Origin of the sequence: Mucilaginibacter gossypii, from assembly GCF_017569325.2 — a bacterium.
In the GTDB taxonomy this organism is placed as follows: domain Bacteria; phylum Bacteroidota; class Bacteroidia; order Sphingobacteriales; family Sphingobacteriaceae; genus Mucilaginibacter; species Mucilaginibacter gossypii.
The window spans coordinates 5660434-5678495 of sequence record NZ_CP071878.2; the positions used below are offsets into that span (position 1 = coordinate 5660434).

Annotated in this window: 21 protein-coding genes and 1 tRNA gene; 14 read left to right on the forward strand and 8 right to left on the reverse strand. The window is 41.0% G+C overall.

Features of this window, described 5'->3' with window-relative positions:
- The first annotated feature begins 196 nt into the window (after window positions 1-196).
- The 3 genes from J3L18_RS23915 (at window position 197) to J3L18_RS23925 (ending at window position 2937) form a co-directional block, all read left to right on the forward strand.
- The gene (locus tag J3L18_RS23915) at window positions 197-751 is read left to right on the forward strand and encodes a hypothetical protein (protein ID WP_129570385.1); all 555 of its coding nucleotides are present in this window, start codon (window positions 197-199) and stop codon (window positions 749-751) included.
- 677 nt (window positions 752-1428) lie between these two features.
- Window positions 1429-2229: a sensor histidine kinase gene (locus J3L18_RS23920; protein ID WP_129570384.1), complete on the forward strand. Its 801-nt coding sequence runs from the start codon at window positions 1429-1431 to the stop codon at window positions 2227-2229.
- A gap of 51 nt (window positions 2230-2280) precedes the next feature.
- The gene (locus J3L18_RS23925) at window positions 2281-2937 is read left to right on the forward strand and encodes a response regulator transcription factor (RefSeq protein WP_090533679.1); all 657 of its coding nucleotides are present in this window, start codon (window positions 2281-2283) and stop codon (window positions 2935-2937) included.
- A 98-nt stretch (window positions 2938-3035) separates the two neighbouring features.
- Here J3L18_RS23925 and J3L18_RS23930 read toward each other — a convergent pair whose 3' ends face one another.
- Window positions 3036-3929 (reverse strand): AraC family transcriptional regulator, encoded by an 894-nt coding sequence (locus tag J3L18_RS23930; RefSeq protein ID WP_129570383.1) that lies wholly within the window; start codon window positions 3927-3929, stop codon window positions 3036-3038.
- Window positions 3930-4053: 124 nt separating this feature from the next.
- On the opposite strand from J3L18_RS23930, the gene J3L18_RS23935 reads away from it, so the two are divergent.
- Window positions 4054-4875, forward strand: coding sequence for a phytanoyl-CoA dioxygenase family protein (locus tag J3L18_RS23935; protein ID WP_129570382.1), 822 nt, complete (start codon window positions 4054-4056; stop codon window positions 4873-4875).
- Between the two features lie 92 nt (window positions 4876-4967).
- Here the strand turns inward: J3L18_RS23935 and J3L18_RS23940 are convergent, their stop codons facing one another.
- Genes J3L18_RS23940 through J3L18_RS23965 form a run of 6 tightly spaced genes read right to left on the reverse strand, consistent with a single transcriptional unit; the run spans window position 4968 to window position 11347 of the window.
- Entirely contained in the window at window positions 4968-5957 is a 990-nt protein-coding gene (locus J3L18_RS23940; RefSeq protein WP_129570381.1) for an L-histidine N(alpha)-methyltransferase, read from the reverse strand.
- 24 nt (window positions 5958-5981) lie between these two features.
- Window positions 5982-7133: an ergothioneine biosynthesis protein EgtB gene (egtB, locus tag J3L18_RS23945; RefSeq protein ID WP_129570380.1), complete on the reverse strand. Its 1152-nt coding sequence runs from the start codon at window positions 7131-7133 to the stop codon at window positions 5982-5984.
- Window positions 7134-7138: 5 nt separating this feature from the next.
- Window positions 7139-8710, reverse strand: coding sequence for an ABC transporter permease/substrate-binding protein (locus tag J3L18_RS23950; protein ID WP_129570379.1), 1572 nt, complete (start codon window positions 8708-8710; stop codon window positions 7139-7141).
- Complete coding sequence (locus J3L18_RS23955; protein ID WP_129570378.1) at window positions 8703-9665, reverse strand: ABC transporter ATP-binding protein; 963 nt, start codon at window positions 9663-9665, stop codon at window positions 8703-8705. Before J3L18_RS23955 ends, J3L18_RS23950 begins: the two co-directional genes overlap by 8 nt.
- Window positions 9666-9675: 10 nt before the next feature.
- Complete coding sequence (locus J3L18_RS23960) at window positions 9676-11061, reverse strand: mercuric reductase (protein WP_129570377.1); 1386 nt, start codon at window positions 11059-11061, stop codon at window positions 9676-9678.
- Window positions 11062-11065: 4 nt separating this feature from the next.
- The gene (locus tag J3L18_RS23965; RefSeq protein ID WP_129570376.1) at window positions 11066-11347 is read right to left on the reverse strand and encodes a DUF427 domain-containing protein; all 282 of its coding nucleotides are present in this window, start codon (window positions 11345-11347) and stop codon (window positions 11066-11068) included.
- 194 nt (window positions 11348-11541) lie between these two features.
- On the opposite strand from J3L18_RS23965, the gene J3L18_RS23970 reads away from it, so the two are divergent.
- From J3L18_RS23970 to J3L18_RS24015, 10 genes are all read left to right on the forward strand, one after another.
- A tRNA-Glu gene (locus J3L18_RS23970) sits at window positions 11542-11613 on the forward strand.
- 249 nt (window positions 11614-11862) lie between these two features.
- Entirely contained in the window at window positions 11863-13080 is a 1218-nt protein-coding gene (locus tag J3L18_RS23975) for a site-specific integrase (RefSeq protein WP_129570375.1), read from the forward strand.
- 67 nt (window positions 13081-13147) lie between these two features.
- Entirely contained in the window at window positions 13148-13678 is a 531-nt protein-coding gene (locus J3L18_RS23980) for an ORF6N domain-containing protein (protein ID WP_129570374.1), read from the forward strand.
- Entirely contained in the window at window positions 13675-14496 is an 822-nt protein-coding gene (locus tag J3L18_RS23985; RefSeq protein WP_129570373.1) for a hypothetical protein, read from the forward strand. Before J3L18_RS23980 ends, J3L18_RS23985 begins: the two co-directional genes overlap by 4 nt.
- 175 nt (window positions 14497-14671) lie before the next feature.
- Entirely contained in the window at window positions 14672-14941 is a 270-nt protein-coding gene (locus J3L18_RS23990) for a helix-turn-helix domain-containing protein (RefSeq protein ID WP_129570372.1), read from the forward strand.
- 14 nt (window positions 14942-14955) lie between these two features.
- The gene (locus J3L18_RS23995) at window positions 14956-15216 is read left to right on the forward strand and encodes a helix-turn-helix domain-containing protein (RefSeq protein WP_129570371.1); all 261 of its coding nucleotides are present in this window, start codon (window positions 14956-14958) and stop codon (window positions 15214-15216) included.
- A complete protein-coding gene (locus tag J3L18_RS24000) occupies window positions 15213-15527 on the forward strand; it encodes a hypothetical protein (protein ID WP_129570370.1) in 315 nt (104 codons plus the stop codon). The genes J3L18_RS23995 and J3L18_RS24000 overlap by 4 nt, the downstream gene beginning before the upstream one ends.
- Window positions 15528-15720: 193 nt before the next feature.
- Window positions 15721-16125 carry a plasmid mobilization protein gene (locus tag J3L18_RS24005; RefSeq protein ID WP_129570369.1) on the forward strand — a complete coding sequence of 135 codons (405 nt, stop codon included), beginning with the start codon at window positions 15721-15723 and terminating at the stop codon, window positions 16123-16125.
- Entirely contained in the window at window positions 16100-17086 is a 987-nt protein-coding gene (locus J3L18_RS24010; protein WP_129570368.1) for a relaxase/mobilization nuclease domain-containing protein, read from the forward strand. The genes J3L18_RS24005 and J3L18_RS24010 overlap by 26 nt, the downstream gene beginning before the upstream one ends.
- The gene (locus J3L18_RS24015; protein ID WP_129570367.1) at window positions 17083-17703 is read left to right on the forward strand and encodes a hypothetical protein; all 621 of its coding nucleotides are present in this window, start codon (window positions 17083-17085) and stop codon (window positions 17701-17703) included. The genes J3L18_RS24010 and J3L18_RS24015 overlap by 4 nt, the downstream gene beginning before the upstream one ends.
- A 68-nt stretch (window positions 17704-17771) precedes the next feature.
- On the opposite strand, the gene J3L18_RS24020 is transcribed toward J3L18_RS24015, so the two are convergent.
- Window positions 17772-18041: a thioredoxin family protein gene (locus J3L18_RS24020; protein ID WP_129570366.1), complete on the reverse strand. Its 270-nt coding sequence runs from the start codon at window positions 18039-18041 to the stop codon at window positions 17772-17774.
- Window positions 18042-18062: the final 21 nt, after the last annotated feature.

An 18062-nucleotide genomic window follows, 5' to 3' on the forward strand; every position in this document is an offset into this window, starting at 1 on the left:
TGAAAAACAGGATTATTTAAGCATAAAAGGCCTATATAACCAGCAATTTCATGCCACGTAAGATTACAGTTTCTGATACGTAAAAATACGTATAATACGCGGGTAATAAAACGCATCTAATTTGTAATTAACTAACAACCAACAATATAAAACCAAATCAAAAACCTATCATAACCTATATGGCCGGGGCATCTCATTGAAAGAGATACTTATTAGTATTAGTTTTATGCAAAAAAATCCCTACACGCTATTATTTTTTATGGAAACACAAGAAAAAAGACCATCATCACCCATTACAGGAAAAGAAGGCGCACCGATTGAACTTGATTTAGCTGCACAATGGACTGAAAATCACAGGCATCGCAACCCAAAAGACAACATATCACAATTTTTCGGACGCGAAATATTAAATACCATACTTAACCAGCCCGATTGTATGGGGATCCGTATCTATTATGCTAATGATCAAAGGCTTAATAGCTGGCAAAAATTCTGGATAGCAATAAGCAATTTTCTATTATCAGTAATTGCCAACGTTGGTGGACAGCAGCATTTTATTATAACCGGGGTTCTTGAAACAGGCGAAGATCAGCTACCTGAAGAAAATGCGCCTAAAGCCAAAGCACCTGAAGGTGTTCAAACCTTTGCGTTGATGTCAGCAACTACTGCTAATATACTTGGGGAACAATCAATGCCATGCCCCGGTTCGTCAAGCTGTCCTCAAAACAGGCTCACTGGAAAAACAATGTAATTAAATACTTAAAATGTCTGTTAATTATACGCGGCAATTGGAGAGCATCTCTGTTATATCGGGTATTTTCCCGATTGCTGCTGCTTTATTAAATTTCCGAAACCTAAACTCTCCACTGAAAATAATCGCCGCGTTGTTTCTTTTTTCATTTACTATAGATGCAGGCTTATGGATTGCTTTAATAAACGGCTTGAAAAATGACATGTATGTAATTCATATCTATATCATAATAAGCTTGATCTTTTATGCGGTCATATACTATAAACTATTCGAAAGAACTGCATTGAAGAACGCAACGATAATACTTTCGTGTATAGTTGCAATCATAATGCTTGTTTATAATCACAATCTAAATCAATACCCATCCGTATCAAATACTGCGCTTGGCGTACTTCTTATAATACTATCGCTTTGCTATTTCTACCAACTTCTTAACCCTCATGAATTTACACATATAGAAAAACAAGCCTTGTTCTGGATTAATGCAGGAGTATTATTTTATTCGGCCGTTAACATCTTTTTATTCATGCTTTTAGACCGAATCCCAAAGGATGAACAACATAATTACTACATGATCCATAGTGTTACGAATATTATAGCTAATATATTATATTCGATAGGTTTACTATGCAAACCACAAAAAACGTCATAAATTTAGGTTTGTATATATAATAACCATGTACAACAGCCCAATCTTACAAGTTTCCGAAAACGGCCTTATCCCTGTTCTGATCATCGGGACACTTGTGGTAGTTATATTGATTATTTTTTTATTTTTCTTCGTGATCGTATATCAGCGGAGGATGCTAAAAAACCAGGCAGAGCTACGCGCCATGCATGATGCCAGGCAAACAGATTTAATGAACGCCGTTTTTGAAACCCAGGAAAGTGAACGCCGGCGGCTGGCCGAAGACCTGCACGACAGCGTAGGCCAGGTGCTTTCGGCTATAAAGCTTAACCTGCACCGGCTGGACAAAAATTGCGTGAGCGAGGTAAGCCAACCCCTGCTGATAGATACCCGCAAACTGGCCGATGAGTGCATCCAGGAGATCAGGAACATTATACAAAATGTGCTGCCCCCTATACTTACCGACTATGGACTACTGATTGCCGTCGAGGCGCTGTGTACCAAGGTGGAAAACAACACCCATATCAAAGTTAATTTCACTAAAAATTTTGCCGATAAGCGCTTCTCTAATGAAATTGAACTGGCATTGTACCGTATAGCCCAGGAGTTGTTTGGTAATGCTATCAAACACTCGGAAGCTACGATCATAAACCTTAATATGGCCTTACAAGCCGGCTACCTCATTATGGAATTTAAGGATAACGGCAAAGGCTTTAATATGGGCGATGTTAAGCAGGGCTTTGGTCTTAAAAATTTACAAAGCCGCGTGCAACTCATTAATGGCGAAATAAATACGTACAGCAAACCTCTTAGCGGGGCAATCAGTATCATTAAATTAAAAGTAGCATAGTTAAAATCAATAGTTTATATTTATTGATAATTTGAATCTTGTTAACAACCTATGGGCCCAATTAAATTAGGTATAGTAGACGACCATAAAATTTTCAGAAATGGTTTAAAAGCTACCCTTGAAGATTGCGGAGGTTTTGAGCTGGTACTCGAGGCTTCGAACGGCAAAGAGCTGATAGGCTTATTGACCGACAAAACCCCCGATGTTATATTGATGGATATTAAAATGCCCGAAATGGACGGCATACAAACCGCCACCTATGTTCATCAGCATTTTAAGGACATTAAGATCCTGGCGTTATCCATGTTTAATGAAGACAAATACATTGTGGATATGATGAAGGCCGGCGCATCGGGCTACCTGCTTAAAAATGCCGAACCGGAAGAGATCATCGAGGCTGTATCAACCGTTTATAACAAAGGTTTTTATTTTAATGAGCATCTCTCTATAACGCTCATCAAACAGTTGGTAGGTAACGACCACGCCGACAATATCCCCAATAACAAAACCGACCTTAACGAGCGCGAAATTGAAGTGCTTAAACTGGTTTGCCAGGAATGCTCCAACCAGGAGATAGCAGATAAAATTTTTCTGAGTGTACGCACGGTTGAAGGTTACCGCGCAAGGCTGTTTGAAAAAACCGGGTCGAAAAATTTAGTAGGGTTGGTTATTTACGCTATTAAGCGTGGTATTATTAGTGTAAATTAGTCGTCAGTCCTAAGTTGTAAGTCTTAAGCCATTAATTATAAGTAAGAAGTACAAGACCTGACCGACTTCTGACTAAAGACTTCCGACTTAATACTTAATTACGCTGATAACTTTTTATCGCCGGCCAGGTTGCGCATAAATCTTTTGCGGTAGTTAAGCGGACTCAGGTTCATTTTGGCTTTAAACATTTTATAAAAGTGCGATACATCGCCAAAGCCACTCTCATAGGAGATCTCTGAAATAGGCTTATCTGTTTGCACCAGCTGCTGTATGGCATAATTAAGGCGGTACTCAATTATAGTTTCCATGAATGTTTTGCGGGTAACTTTTTTAAAGTATTTGCAAAAAGCATTCGGGGTCATATTGGCAATACCGGCCGCTTTATCTAATGATACATGTTTTCTGAAATTTTCAACCAGGTAAGCAAATACCGGGTTAATACGCTCACGCTCGGTATTTGAGCGCTCGCCTATGATCCGGTGCTGATCGAGCAGCACGTACTCTTCTGATGAAGCCATACGGTGCAGGATCTCGAGCAAACCTATCAGCATCCTGAAATTACTTTTCTCTTCAACCACGCTAAGCAGTAGTTTGTTAACTTCGGCACGCGTTTCGCCATAAAATGACACTCCGCAACCGCTTTGCTGAAAAAGTTTTTTGATAAGCTGAAGCTCAAATTTGTTAAAAAACTCCTCGCCCAAAAAAGCATCATTAAACTGGATCACCACCGCGCTTGCCTCGCGAAGCACTGTTTCATTGGGTTCAAGTTTCCAGCAATGCGGCAGGTTAGAACCAAGCAACACCAGATCGCCGGACGCAAAATCTTCCATGTGGCTGCCAACATAGCGTTTGCCGGTGCCGCTGATGATACACGTTAATTCATATTCTTCATGAAAATGATAAGGGGCATCAAATGCCAGCTTATCAAATTTCCGTACCAGAAATGACTGCGTATTTGTAGGTTGAAGAACTTCGTACGACGCTTTTATCATTGCATATTTTAACGTAAATAAAATTCTAATTCAAATTACGGATAAAATCATCCATAAATGTACCATTCATTTCATTTTTTTTCAACTAAAGTTAACCTTACTTTGAAATATAAACCTAAAAACTATGGATACACAGATCGCTCATTTACCGTCACTTGATAATTTTATAAAACTATCCAACCACAATATTAATGAATTTCGTGAAAAAGGCCATACCCTTGTACACGAAGTGCTTACAAAAGATGAAATTGCTGCCTATCGCCCCGTAATTGTTGGCGCGGCCGACAGGTACAACACCGAAAAGCGCAAACTGGAAGAGCGCGACACTTATGGTAAAGCCTTTTTGCAGATCATGAACCTTTGGCAGGTTGATGAAGATGTTAAAACGTTTGTAATGGCCAAACGCCTGGCCAAAATTGCCGCCGACCTGATGGGGGTTGAAAATGTACGTATCTATCACGACCAGGCACTCTTTAAAGAGCCCGGCGGTGGCCCTACCCCATGGCACCAGGACCAGTATTACTGGCCCATCGATACCAACAACACGGTAACCCTTTGGATGCCCCTGGTTGATATTGACGTAAACATGGGTATGCTAACCTTTGCCTCGGGTTCATACGTTAATGGCGCTGTATTTAACCATGAAATTTCTGACGAATCGGAATCAGCGTTTGACGAATATGTGAAAGAGAAAGGATTTGAAATAACCCGCGCCCAAACCATGAAGGCCGGCGATGCAACCTGGCACCGGGGATTTACCATCCACAATGCCCCCGGCAATAACTCAAAAAAAATGCGCGAAATAATGACCATCATTTACATGGCAGACGGTGCCCGCGTTACTCCATACAAAAATGACTGGCAAAAAAATGATCACCACAAATGGCTGATGAGTAAACCAATCGGCGAATTGATAGATTCAGAGTTGAATCCGAAGGTGCTCTAAACCGTTGATATTTTTTGATTACACTGATTACGTTGATTTTTCTGAGCATATTAAAGCATCAGCGAATCAACGCAATCATTATTCATCAACGGTCACGCTGCTACCCAAACCGCGTCTATAAACCATTTTTTGGCATCAAAAAACTGACCTATCGGTTGAAAGCCTGTGTTTATGGCTATCTGATCGGTTTGCATAAGGGTGAACTTTTGGGAGATCTCCATGTAGATGTATTCATCTTTCTTGAAGTCTATTTTTTCGCTTCCTATCGTTACCTGCTGATCCAGTAAACTGATGAGATAACTTTTGCAGGCCCCGGTTTCAGGATCATAGGTTGGATAATGTTCAAACTTGCTTACATCAAAATCGGCATGCAGCTCGCGGTTAATACGGCGAAGCAGGTTGAGGTTAAACTCGCGGGTAATGCCCTCTTTATCATTATAAGCGGCGAGGATAACCCGTGGATCTTTTTTCAAATCCATACCAATCAGCACCATATCCCCTTCTGAGAGGGCATTCCTTAATTCGCGGCAAAATTCTATAGCCACATCAAGCGGCATATTGCCAATGTTTGAACCTAAAAACAGCACCACTTTACGCCTTGGTGAAATAGCGGCGGCCTTTTTCAGCATCTCAAAATACTCGCCATTAAGCCCTGTGATTTTTAAACCCGGCAAGGTTACAGGCAAGGTTATGTTAAGGTATGATATTACATTATCTGAGATATCAATAGGCAGGTAGGTAAAATCAGCCTTTTTATCTAACAAATATTTAAGCAGGTAAGAGGACTTTGTGGCATCACCGGCACCAAGTTCTATCAGGTCAAAAGCATCACCACCGGCAATCAGCGCGTCGCAGATCTCAGCTGTTTTTTCTGAAAAGATCTCAAGCTCGCAATTGGTAGGATAATATTCAGGGCAGTTCATGAGCTCCTGGAACAGCTTATCCCCATTTGCATCATAAAAATACTTTGAATTAAGATGCTTAGGCTCCGATTGCAGCCCGGCAATAACATCGACATAAAACTGCCTGTTTTCGGCGCTTATGACACAATTAACAGCTGTTGGCGTAAAGGCTTGGTTCATAGGTGGTGGTGTTTTTGTGTCAAATTACTTCGCAAGTCTTATGCCAGTAAATTGCCATCGTAAATTTGTCTGAAAAAAATTGCGATAAGTTGCACGACTATGACCCGGAGGTGTAACTTCTGACGCGCCGCGCAAAACTTTCTGGTTAACCATAAACTTGCCATTGTATTCGCCTATGGCACCCGGCGCTTTGGCAAAACCCGGGTAAGGCAGGTAGGAACTTTCAGTCCACTCCCAGCGGCGCCCCCAGTTAAATTTTGAAGAGGCAGCTTCCCACTCAAACTCGGTCGGCAACCGCAAGCCTTTCCAAGACGCATATGCATAAGCTTCAAAATAGCTGATATGTGAAACAGGATCTTTTAAATGCAGGGGCTCTAAACCGTGATAGGTATAGTTATGCCATTCATTATCTATCAAATGCCAATACAAAGGCGCTTCTACTTTATTGGTTTTCACCCAATCCCAGCCTTCGGCATGCCAGTGCCGGAAATCATGATAACCGCCGCTGTTAATAAACTCCAGGTATTCGGCATTGGTTACCAGTTTAGAGCATATTTGATATGCATTGAGATATACTTTATGGCGGTTAAGCTCATTATCGAAACAAAATCCATCGCCGTTAAAGCCCATTTCATAAATGCCTTCATCCATGCTGATAAAAGCATCATCCTTCCCTTCATCAACATGAGGCGCTGTATAATTTTTATTATAGGCAGGAAACAACGGATTATGGCCCAGGATGTATTTAATATCGGTCATTAAAAGCTCCTGGTGCTGCTCCTCGTGGTTAAAACCGAGAATAAGGAGTTCTTTAACATCGTCGCTTACTTCGCCGCATAAAAAGCCCTCCATGGCCTCGTCAACATATTTACGGTAACTGTAAATTTCAATAACCGTTGGGCGGCTCAGGTTGCCGCGGTCGGTACGGATCACGCGTGTGCCAACAGTTTCGTAGTAACTATTAAAAACGAAGTTGTAATCAGGGTTATATTCCTGGTAACCCATAAAGTAAGGCTTGAGGATAAACGTTTCAAAAAACCAGGTAACATGCCCGATATGCCATTTAGGCGGACTAACATCCACTACGGGCTGTACCACATAGTCTTCGGTTTGCAAATACGAGCAAATTTTTTCTGTACGTTGGCGTACCTCTTTGTACCGGGCTATTAAATCCATCGATGTTATTTCTTATCCAAAAACTGTTTTAAGTTTGAAATTGTTTTAATCCCCAATTGCCTGGCCTGCTGCTGCCTCATCATTAAAGCATAGGCATTATTAAAACCAATGGGTTTAAGCCATTTAATTTGATACCTGCTTTCAAACTGGCGTTGTACATAATTGTATGTGCTATCCCTGTTTACTGTTACCTCATTAACCGTTTTTGGCGATGCCTGTAAAATGGCCAGCAACCCTGTACCCGTATATTCAGGGTAAAAATCTATCTGGTTATTGGTTAGCGCGTCAAAACAAATTTTGGTGCCGCCAAGGCCTGTTTTGGTTGATACATCATGATCTGTATAACCCTTTATCAGCATGCTGTACATATTGGCCAGTATGTATTGTTCACCAAATATCTTTGAACCTATCCGCACTATACCATCGTTCCCGCCCCGTTCCGGCCGCCATAATTTATTGGCAACCAAAAAATTCTTTGCAACACGCTCGGGGCTTTGGTGAAGATAGTCGGTACGGTAATTTAAAACCGTCATGACTGAATCATTTATTTTGCCCGCGAGCAGATTTAATGTCGGTTCAAGGTCAGGAAATTTTTTCAAGGCATCATCGCGCACAATAGGTGCTGCATAATATGGTGGAAAAATGTGCTTATCATCATCCAGTACAACCAAATCGTAAGCTTTTAGCCTGCCATCGGTTGAGTATCCGCTGATCACGTCGAGATGCTTCTCAAACGCAGCTTTATACATTACAGCATCGCTTATCACGATGGTATGGATCTTTAAGCCGTATTTACTCCGGAGGCCGAGGTCGCCGTCCTGCCTGCCCATAAATTCGGGCGTAAAACCCGCGGTAAGCTTTCCTTCTGATTTTGCCGGAACTATATAAAACAAGCATAAAACAATCAGCAATACCGGGAAAACATATACCACCCGTTTAAGCTTTTTAAAGCTGACCTTCTGCACCATCGACAGTAATAAATCAAAAATAACAGCGAGCAAGGCCGAAGGAATCGCCCCCGCCAGGATCATATTGGTATTATTAAGCGAGATCCCACCGAAAATAAACTCGCCCAAACCACCGGCTGCAATAAGCGAGGCCAGCGTTGCCACACCTACGTTGATCACCGTAGCGGTACGAATGCCGGCAAATATTACCGGCATAGCCAGGGGCAATTCTACCTTAAACAGTATTTGCCATTTGCTCATCCCCATAGCAACAGCAGCTTCTTTAACCGACGCATCAACCCCTAAAATGCCCGTGTAGGTGTTGCGGATAATGGGTAAAAGTGCATATAGCAATAGCGCAACAATAGCTGGCTTAGGGCCGATCCCCAAAAGCGGGATCATGAAACCAAGCAGGGCTATACTGGGGATAGTTTGTAATACCCCTGCAATCCCTAAAACTATGCCTGATAATTGTTTTTTACGAACGATAAGAATGCCCAGCGGCAAGCCAACCAATACAGCTATGCACAGCGAAATAAAAGTAAGCCCGATATGCTGCAAAGTTTGCTCCTGCAACTTGCCGGCCTGCTGCTGCATAAACTGCCATAAGGTTTGCTGCTGCTCATTCATGGGCCTGATGGTTTTTATATTGATAAAAGGCCGTCATCAGTTGTTCAAAGCTTACAGTTTTAACCTGGTTTTGATCTTTGCTGATATTAATGGTTTCGCCGTTATTAAATTTAAAACTCTCCAGGGCTTCCCACAGGTTAGTACCGGCATCAAAAGATGAAGCTTTCGCTTCTTTATTTAATTCAGGCAATAATTCCCAAAGATCAATCAGCTTAATGGCCTTAAATTCCAGTTGCAAGCGCTGATGTTTCAAAAAATCTTTTACAAAATCATTTATGGGATTAAACAGTAATTGCGCTGGCGTGCCCGACTGTACAATTTTCCCTTTATCCATCAGGCAGATCCTGTCACCCAGTTCAAAAGCTTCCTGCACATCATGCGTTACCATGATAATGGTTTTACGCTTAAGCTCATCAAGGGCTTTAAATTCGGCATGAATCTTTGAGCGGGTAACATTATCCAGCGCGCCAAAAGGCTCGTCCATCAGCAACACCGGCGGATTCGACACCAATGCCCTTGCCAAACCAATGCGCTGCTGCTGGCCACCGCTCAGTTCGTTAGGGTAAATATTCAGATACGAAGCATCGAGGTGGAGTTTTTCCATTAGCTCGGCCGTGCGCTTTTCAGTTTTCTGTTTATCCCATTTTAACAAGTTAGGTACAACCGCTATATTTTGAGCAACCGTATAATGCGGAAACAAGCCATTATTTTGCAATACGTAGCCAATTCCGCGGCGCAGAATTTCAGGCTGCTGCTCCATGATGTTTTTACCATCAATGTAAATACTGCCTTTGGTTGGCTCAATAAGCCGGTTGATCATTTTTAGCGTGGTGGTTTTACCGCAGCCGCTGGTGCCCAACAAAATGAGGTTCTCCTGCTCCTCTACCTCGAAAGATACCCCATCAACTGCTTTAACCCCACCAAAATATTTGCTTACCTTATCAACCTTGATCATGCGCGCTGGTTTAATCCCCAAGGGTCATGAAAAGGTTATTCAGCGATTCGGAATACAGTGGATGGGCAAAAACACAATAGCGGATCCTGTCGTAAGTGATCCCACCTTCCATAGCCATTTGCAACACACTCATGATTTCTCCGCCCTCGGGGCCAAGTACGGTAGCACCTAAGATCTTTTTTGTATCCGGATCAACAATGGCTTTCATAAAACCACGTGTATCGCCGGTTTCAATAGCACGCGCCACATGGGCCATGGGCAGCTTTGCTACTTTATATTTAATCCCCAGCTTTTTTGCCCCCGTTTCATCCAAGCCGATCCTGCCCAATTGCGGATCGGTAAACATGCAATAAGGCACCGGACGGTCCTGGATATTATAATCCGTTTTTTCAAAAAGGTTACGGTAAACAATGGTATAATCGTTATAGGAAATATGCGTAAATGCCGGTCCTCCTTTTGCATCTCCCAATGCATAGACACCGGCGACGGAGGTTTCCAGCTTATCGTTGACCCTAATATTACCATGCCCATCTGTTTCAATCCCGGCGACGGGCAAATTCAAAGCCTCCGTTTGCGGTTTACGGCCGATGGCCACCAATACATGGGTGCATTTAATTTTGCGCTCCTCCCCTTTTTGAGCTATCGTCGCTGTTATTGTGCCGCCGGCTTTTTGTTTAAACTTAAGGGCCTGGGCATTCTTTAGGATCTCGATTTTCTCCAGTTCGAGGATCTTTTGCATCTCTGCCGAAATATCCTCATCCTCATGCGAAACTATCCTCTCCGACTTTTCTAAAATAGTAACCTTGCTGCCAAACCGCCGAAACATTTGCCCAAACTCCAGTCCAATGTAATTTCCGCCAAGCACAAGCAGATGCCCCGGTACTTCTTCCAAATCAAGTATGGTGGTTGAGTTGAGATATTTTATCTCATTCAATCCTTCAATTTGGGGAATCAAAGGCAGCGCGCCGGGGTTTAAAAAGATAAGATCGGCAGTAATCGTTTGCTTTTTGCCGCTATTAAGTTTAACCTCAACCGTTTTTTCGCCGGTAAAAGTTGCCTCGCCTAACACCACATCGAGGTTTTGTGTTTTTTCGGCAGATTTTAGTCCGCCATTACGCGAGCGTAATACGATATCATCCTTACGTTTTTTTATAGCAGCAAGATCAACCGAAAACTTTTTTACCGGCACACCCAATTCATGACTTTTACCGGCCATGTAAGCCGCCTTTGCCGAAGCAACCATGGTTTTAGTAGGCGTACAGCCATCGTTAACGCAAGTACCGCCATAAAATCGTTTCTCAATTATAACGGTCTTTTTTCCGGCATTAGCCAATTTTTTGGCTAACGGAGCGCCGGCCTGACCGGCGCCTATAACAATGGCATCGTAAGTTTTCATAGTTTTATTCGGTAATTTTCACACCCTTCCAAAACGCCACATAGTTGGTAATGTTTTTTGCAGCATCTTTTGGTTCGGGATAATACCAGGCGGCATCCTGGTTTTCTTTGCCGTCAACTTCGAGGGAATAGTATGATGCCAGCCCCTTCCATGGGCAGGTTGTATGCGCGTCGGACGGTTTAAGATACTCGGCCTTAACACTTTCTTTAGGGAAATAATGATTATTTTCAACAACAATAGTGTCATTGCTTTCGGCAATGACCTGGTTATTCCAGATAGCTTTCATAAAAAGATGATTGATTTATGGAATAAAGATAGCTTTAACCCGGCAAGGTTTGCAAGCCCCATCTTAATTTTTTATTTTATTTAATTGATATACAATAACTTTCATCAACAATTTGGATTTTTTTTATTCTTTATTTTAATTTTATTATTTAAACTCTATCTTTGCAATCCCAAATCAAGGGAAACAATAAAAAAGGCCCGTTCGTCTAGGGGTTAGGACAGGAGATTTTCATTCTTCAAACAGGGGTTCGATTCCCCTACGGGCTACTAAAAACAATACCAAAAGATGCTAAAACCCTGCAAATCAAACATTTGCAGGGTTTTTTGTTGGCATCAAAACACCATATTATGCACCAAAACGCAACAAAAATGAGCGTAATTCGGTGCGTACCTAATGGCAAAACACTACGCACCGAATTGCTTTTAATTAATTGATTATCAACCTGTTCAGCGAGTGAACATCTTGATAAAAGCAGATTACAAACTTACTTTTGTTTCACTTTTAAGCTTGTAATTATGAAAAGTAATTTCCATCTGCTTTTTTACATCAGAAAGCAAAAAAACTACAAAGGCGGTGCAATGCCTATCTACATGCGTATTACCGTTAACGGCAAACGTGCGGATATGTCTGCCGGACGCGAATGCGAACCCGCCAAATGGAACAGCCATGCAGGGCGTGCCATTGGTACAAAAGAAGAAATCAAGTCCCTTAACAATTATCTGGACAGCCTGCAAAGCAAAGTAAGGGATGCACACCAGGCATTGATTGATGCAAACCAAACCATAACAACCGAAAGTTTGCTGAACCAATTTACAGGTAAAACTCAAAAGAGCCGTTACCTTATGCAACTGTTTACCGAGCATAATGCCAAAGTAAAAGCATTGATCGGCAATGGATTTGAGGCAAATACATTAAAGGGGTACAATACTTCTGAAAAACACCTTACAGGCTATTTGCAAAATGAATATGGCAAAACCGATATTGAAATTAGCCAATTGAACCATGCTTTTATCACGGGCTTTGAATTTTACCTGAAAGCAGAGTGTAAAATTAGCGGAGTATCGGCAGCCAAATACATTAAGCACTTGAAAAAAATTGTTAATCACTGTATTGCCAATAATTGGCTGAAGCAGAACCCATTTGTGAATTTCAAATCTTCTGCAAAAGCAAAAGAACGTACTTATTTAACACAACAAGAATTGGATGCTATCACCAATAAGAAATTTGTTGTTGAACGTTTAGTACAGGTGCGGGATGTTTTTGTGTTTTGTTGTTATACCGGATTATCTTATGCCGATGTTAAAAAACTAAGGAGAAACGAGATAGGTATTGGTATGGACGGTGATAAGTGGATATTCACAAGCAGGCAAAAAACAGATACATCTTCAAGAATACCGCTTTTACCCGTAGCCTTAACCATATTAAACCGCTATCAGGATCACCCGCAATGTGAAAATAAGGGCTTGTTACTGCCAGTATTGAGTAATCAAAAAATGAATGCCTACTTAAAAGAAATAGCGGACTTATCCGATGTAGTGAAGCATTTAACATTTCATTTGGCAAGACATACTTTCGCAACAACAGTTACTTTATCCAATAATGTACCGATTGAAACGGTCAGTAAAATGTTAGGCCATACCAATATTAAGACAACACAGCACTACGCTAAAATATTGGATTTAAAGGTTAGCCATGATATGGCCGCCCTCAAACAGAAATACGCAGGAATTTAGTTTTAAATCTCTAAGGTCACATTTTGTGACCTTAGAGATTTTCATTGATCACCCAATAAATTTTAAAATGGAAAATCAAATTATACCTGATGAAGTTATCATGACTAAGATATTTTATATCAGAGGACAAAAAGTAATGCTTGATAAAGATTTGGCAGAATTGTATGGTACAGAAACCAAAAAGCTTAAGCAACAGGTTAACAGAAATCTTAATAGATTCCCAAGCCACTATATGTTTGAACTTACAAAAGAAGAAAATGAACTTTTAAGGTCGCAAAATGCGACCTTAAAGAAAGGGGAACATTCCAAATATCTACCATTTGTTTTTACTGAACATGGTATCTTAATGTTGTCTAATGTACTTAAAAGCGAAAGCGCAGTACAGGTAAGCATTCGGATTATAGATGTATTTGTCAGACTAAGGGAGGTCTATGCCGAACAAACAGAAGTTTGGTTAGCTATTGAAAAGATCAAATCTAAGCTTGATAATCAAGATAAAAACATGGAAATCGTATTCCGCTATCTTGATGAACTAATTGATAAAAAAGAAAATCAGCCACCACGTAAAACCATTGGCTTTAAACCTGATGGCTTTTGAAGAACCATTTTAAAACAAAGCTTTATTGTAAATTTGTTATCTACCTAAGAAACAAGTTTATGAGAACACAATATTTCAAACACCGTCATTGGGCTGATTTTTCAAAAGACATCAACGATATAGGCCGCCCCTTGTTTTGGCCAAAAGAGAACGAAGACAATCATTTTTTATACAGATTATATGATAAGCAGGAAGCCCAATTTCCTGCTTTTTATCAATACCACCTCGATAATTTTCTAAAGCTTTATCCTGATGCAGAAGAAAAAGAATTTTTTACACACGTTTGGGAAATTATTGATGATACCACCGCCGAATTAAAAGTAAAAAATCGCTACACTTCCAGGCATGCAATGGAGTTCAGGAACAAGCAGCATCTAAAGACCTTTTTAGGTTATCTCAAAACTATTGACCAGTGGGACACAGGTAGAACCAAAGACGAAATAATTGCGGACAAGGAGGGTGAAATAAGAAGCCTGAAAGAACAACTGGCAGAACTTAAAGAAGACCTGAAAGCCGCAAGAAAGTTAGATACCGAAGACTTTATTAATATCCAAGATGGGGAGCTTCTCACCTTTGTAGACTTGTGCCGGAAGATGCAGAAATTGGAATTAAATGGAAAGGAGTTAGTCTTTTCACAAACACAAACCGTTTGGGTAAAAATGATCTGCAAAAATTTCAAGCATGGTAATAAGGAAATAAAATTTGATACCATCCGCCGTTATTTTCCCGGTAATCCCAATGAACCGAGCCGCAGATCGGCAGCGGTCCCGGCTAAATCCCAACACTTTCAAATAATTCCAACGAATAAGCGCAGTTAGAACAGGTGCATTAAACTGTTATCTCCTATCGATATGTTCAAATAGCATTTTATTGATAATGAGTTATTTGTATAGCAATTAAACTTAACTCAAACCACTCCAATTTAACCATGCGTTTCTGCATGGTAACGAAAAAGTACGTTTTCACTATTCCTTTGATCCAAAATCAAAGGCTATGGAAATATTCAGCACAGACGCCCTAAGCCAATGCATACGCGAGGCAGTCAGGGCAGAATTACAAGAACATTTTAAAACAGGCGGCGGTCAGCCGTCAAATTCAGAAAAACTTTTATCCAAGCAGGAACTTGCCGCCGAACTCGGCGTGTCGTTGGTAACGCTTACCGACTGGATGAAAAAAGGCTTACCCTATTTGCGCCTGCATAAAAGGGTGTACTTCAAAAAAAGCGAAGTGCTCAATGCCATGCAACAAACTATTAAAGATTAAAAGGAGGATGACAGATGAATGTGGAATTAATCACAAGAGAAGATTTAAGGCGGTTGGAAAATTTATTGAACGAGATCAAACAGATTGTTCAGCCGGGACAGAGCCAGCCTAAAAAATGGCTAAAGAGCAGCGAGGTGAGGAAGATGCTAAATATATCACCAGGCACCTTACAGAACCTACGCATCAACGGTACACTACGCTTTACCAAAATGGGCAGCATCATGTATTACAAGTTAGAGGACATTAACAAGGTATTGGAGGAGAACGGACAATGATTATCACAAAAGAATTAAATGGTTACAGCGCCATTGTTAAGCGCATGGGAACTGATAAGCGGGTACTGGCAACGCACGTTAGCCTATTCACTGCTCTATTTATTTTTTGGCAGCGGGATGGCTTTGTTAGCCCCTTTGCTATCACCCGAAAGACGGTAATGGCGTTTTCAAAAATTGCATCCATTGCCACTTATCACAAGTGCATCAGGGAACTGGACGAGTACGGCTATATCCGTTATCAACCATCTTTTCACCCTGCAAAAGGCAGCTTGATTTATTGGCCGGATGGCCTAAAAGCCACAGGCTTTTAGGCGGTTTGAGATAAACAGATATACCGACTATTCCCGCTTGCGGGGATAGCGGTTTTTTATCCGCTTGTAAGGAGCAAGTTTGTGTTTTTGTTGCCACAAAAACATCCCGGATGCCTACGGCACCGGGCAAACTTGCCTTTTGCGCCCGTTGGTTGCAAAAGGAAAAATTGAAGAAAGAGTGAGGAGTTAACAGATGGAAGCGACAGTAAAGACAACTAACAAACAACAGGTAAACCAACCAAAAAATAAAGGAGGTGCGCCGAAGAAAAGGGTTAAACGGGAGTTGATTATACGTATTAGGATGACCGCTACCGAGCGCTTTTTTATCGACAATAAAGCCAAGACCGCAGGTATGCGGTCAAGCAGTTGGATAAGGGCAGCAGCTAAAAGTGCAAAGATAGTTCCGAGATTAACGGACGATGAGCGCCGCATCCTTTGGATGCTTGCCGAGCTTGCCAATAACCTAAACCAGTTAACTAAGCTTGCGCACCAGCTTGGACTTTTAACGGTAGTAAGGGATTGCAGTAAAATTTTGAACGAAATAGATATTACTTTAAAACACCTCAATAGTAATGATAGGGAAAGTGATAACGGGTAGAAGCTTTGGCGGGTGCATTCGCTATGTGGTTCAAAAAAATGATGCGGTTATCTTGGATGCGGCAGGTGTAAGAATGCAGCAGGTTAACCAGATTATCAATGATTTTAACCTGCAACGAAAGTACAATCCCAATTTAGGAAAGGCGGTCGGTCATATTGCTTTAAGCTGGAGTGTAAACGATGCCGCCAAGTTAAACGATGAGGTAATGATAAATTTAGCTAAAGAGTACCTGCAAAAAATGAAAATTCAGGATACGCAGTATCTAATTGTTAAGCACCGGGATAAAGATCATCCGCATATTCACATCATTTACAACCGGGTAAACAACAATGGTAAAACCATTCCCGATAATTTTCAAAAGCAACGGAATGCGTTGATTTCAAAAGATATGACCTTAAAGCATGGCTTTTATTTATCGCCGGGAAAGGAGCAAGTAAACCGTCAACAGCTTAAAGGCGAAGACAAGATCAAGTATGAACTGTTCGATGCCATAAAAATCGCCAGTAAAAAAGTGAAAAATATCAATGAGCTAAAACAGGCATTGGCTAAACAAGGCATTGTTACCCATTTCAAATATAAAGGTGGCAGCAACGAGGTGCAGGGTATCAGTTTCAGTAAAGGCGAATACAAATTTAAAGGGTCAGAGATTGACCGCAGTTTAAGTTATGCTAAACTTAACCAGGCAATAGAACAACAGCAGACCAAACCGGAAAGGAGTTTAGCTGATCAGTTAAGGGAAGTAATGAGAAATGCCGAACAGGAAAAAAGCAATAGTCAAAAGCCGGAACAAACCACTTATTTAAAGCCCCAACCGGAAACACATTATTTGAAACAAGCCTTATCGGCGGGAACTGGCCTGTTAGGCGGTTTACTTGCGAATATGCCGGAGGAAGACGATACACCGGAGCGTAAAAGGAGAAAGAGAAATGAACACGAACAAAGCAGGGGAATATCAAGATGAAAGAATTAGACGACATTAACGAAAGAATGGATGGCAACGATGAAATCGTAGATAGCCTTATTAAAAAAATAGGTGAACTGGAAAAGCGGGAAGTAAAAACCATAGATTACACACTTCACTTTGAAGCGTTGCAAAAGATTTTTGAAGCGTTTTTGTTAAGGTACAATAAGGAAAATGCAGAATTAAAAACTGCTGTTAGCCAGCTCAATATTAGCTACCCAGCGGAGCAAATTCAAAATACATTGGCAGAGGTTAAGAAAATATTAGAGGTAATTGGAAAATCGCTGCCTGTAAAAGTAAAGCACGAATTTGATCCTAAAACTAAAGGCTGGATTATTGCCGGGGTAATACTGTTAATTGTAACCGCTATCTGCGTAGGTCTATGCTGCCATTTATGGACAGAAAACAACCGTTTACAAGCTCTTGACCTTAAGTACCGCCTCGTGCGGCAAGTGGATTCAGTCGGCACCAAATGGGCGGATAGTATATATATGAGCAATCCTGACAAAGCGGCGAAAATAGTTATTAGGATGGAAAACGAAAAAGTCACAAAAAATAAACCCAGCAAAATGAAAATTAGCAAGCGGAGAAAAGAGCCAAGAAAACGACTTAGGTAAAAAACTATCATTAAATCAAATTGTAATAAAACCGCAAACTATTAGCGGTTTTATCTTTTTACTTTCAGTTAAAAAGCCTGTCCTATCCCAGCCGCAACTAGTTTTTCCATAGTAATCCCTTCTTCTGAATTGGGAATAGCTTTTCCATTAATAACAACAGAAGGCAAAGAAGTAATTTTATATTCTTTGAGTTTGTCAACGTAAGCTTCGGGATCAGACTGCTCTGCCAGGTTGTAAATCTGGACATCACAATTTTCGCAGGTGAGCGATTTTACCATTTCAATTACGGGTGCACATACAGGACATCCTGCTGTGAATATTTCAATTTTCCTTTTCATATTATTTTTTTTGTTGACACA

Coding starts and splice junctions, on each gene's coding strand:
- J3L18_RS23920 (WP_129570384.1), top strand. CDS start 1,429: ATGTACAACAGCCCAATCTTACAAGTTTCCGAAAACGGCCTTATCCCT.
- J3L18_RS23925 (WP_090533679.1), top strand. CDS start 2,281: ATGGGCCCAATTAAATTAGGTATAGTAGACGACCATAAAATTTTCAGA.
- J3L18_RS23930 (WP_129570383.1), bottom strand. CDS start 3,929: ATGATAAAAGCGTCGTACGAAGTTCTTCAACCTACAAATACGCAGTCA.
- J3L18_RS23935 (WP_129570382.1), top strand. CDS start 4,054: ATGGATACACAGATCGCTCATTTACCGTCACTTGATAATTTTATAAAA.
- J3L18_RS23940 (WP_129570381.1), bottom strand. CDS start 5,957: ATGAACCAAGCCTTTACGCCAACAGCTGTTAATTGTGTCATAAGCGCC.
- egtB (WP_129570380.1), bottom strand. CDS start 7,133: ATGGATTTAATAGCCCGGTACAAAGAGGTACGCCAACGTACAGAAAAA.
- J3L18_RS23950 (WP_129570379.1), bottom strand. CDS start 8,710: ATGAATGAGCAGCAGCAAACCTTATGGCAGTTTATGCAGCAGCAGGCC.
- J3L18_RS23955 (WP_129570378.1), bottom strand. CDS start 9,665: ATGATCAAGGTTGATAAGGTAAGCAAATATTTTGGTGGGGTTAAAGCA.
- J3L18_RS23960 (WP_129570377.1), bottom strand. CDS start 11,061: ATGAAAACTTACGATGCCATTGTTATAGGCGCCGGTCAGGCCGGCGCT.
- J3L18_RS23965 (WP_129570376.1), bottom strand. CDS start 11,347: ATGAAAGCTATCTGGAATAACCAGGTCATTGCCGAAAGCAATGACACT.
- J3L18_RS23975 (WP_129570375.1), top strand. CDS start 11,863: ATGAAAAGTAATTTCCATCTGCTTTTTTACATCAGAAAGCAAAAAAAC.
- J3L18_RS23980 (WP_129570374.1), top strand. CDS start 13,148: ATGGAAAATCAAATTATACCTGATGAAGTTATCATGACTAAGATATTT.
- J3L18_RS23990 (WP_129570372.1), top strand. CDS start 14,672: ATGGAAATATTCAGCACAGACGCCCTAAGCCAATGCATACGCGAGGCA.
- J3L18_RS23995 (WP_129570371.1), top strand. CDS start 14,956: ATGAATGTGGAATTAATCACAAGAGAAGATTTAAGGCGGTTGGAAAAT.
- J3L18_RS24000 (WP_129570370.1), top strand. CDS start 15,213: ATGATTATCACAAAAGAATTAAATGGTTACAGCGCCATTGTTAAGCGC.
- J3L18_RS24005 (WP_129570369.1), top strand. CDS start 15,721: ATGGAAGCGACAGTAAAGACAACTAACAAACAACAGGTAAACCAACCA.
- J3L18_RS24010 (WP_129570368.1), top strand. CDS start 16,100: ATGATAGGGAAAGTGATAACGGGTAGAAGCTTTGGCGGGTGCATTCGC.
- J3L18_RS24015 (WP_129570367.1), top strand. CDS start 17,083: ATGAAAGAATTAGACGACATTAACGAAAGAATGGATGGCAACGATGAA.
- J3L18_RS24020 (WP_129570366.1), bottom strand. CDS start 18,041: ATGAAAAGGAAAATTGAAATATTCACAGCAGGATGTCCTGTATGTGCA.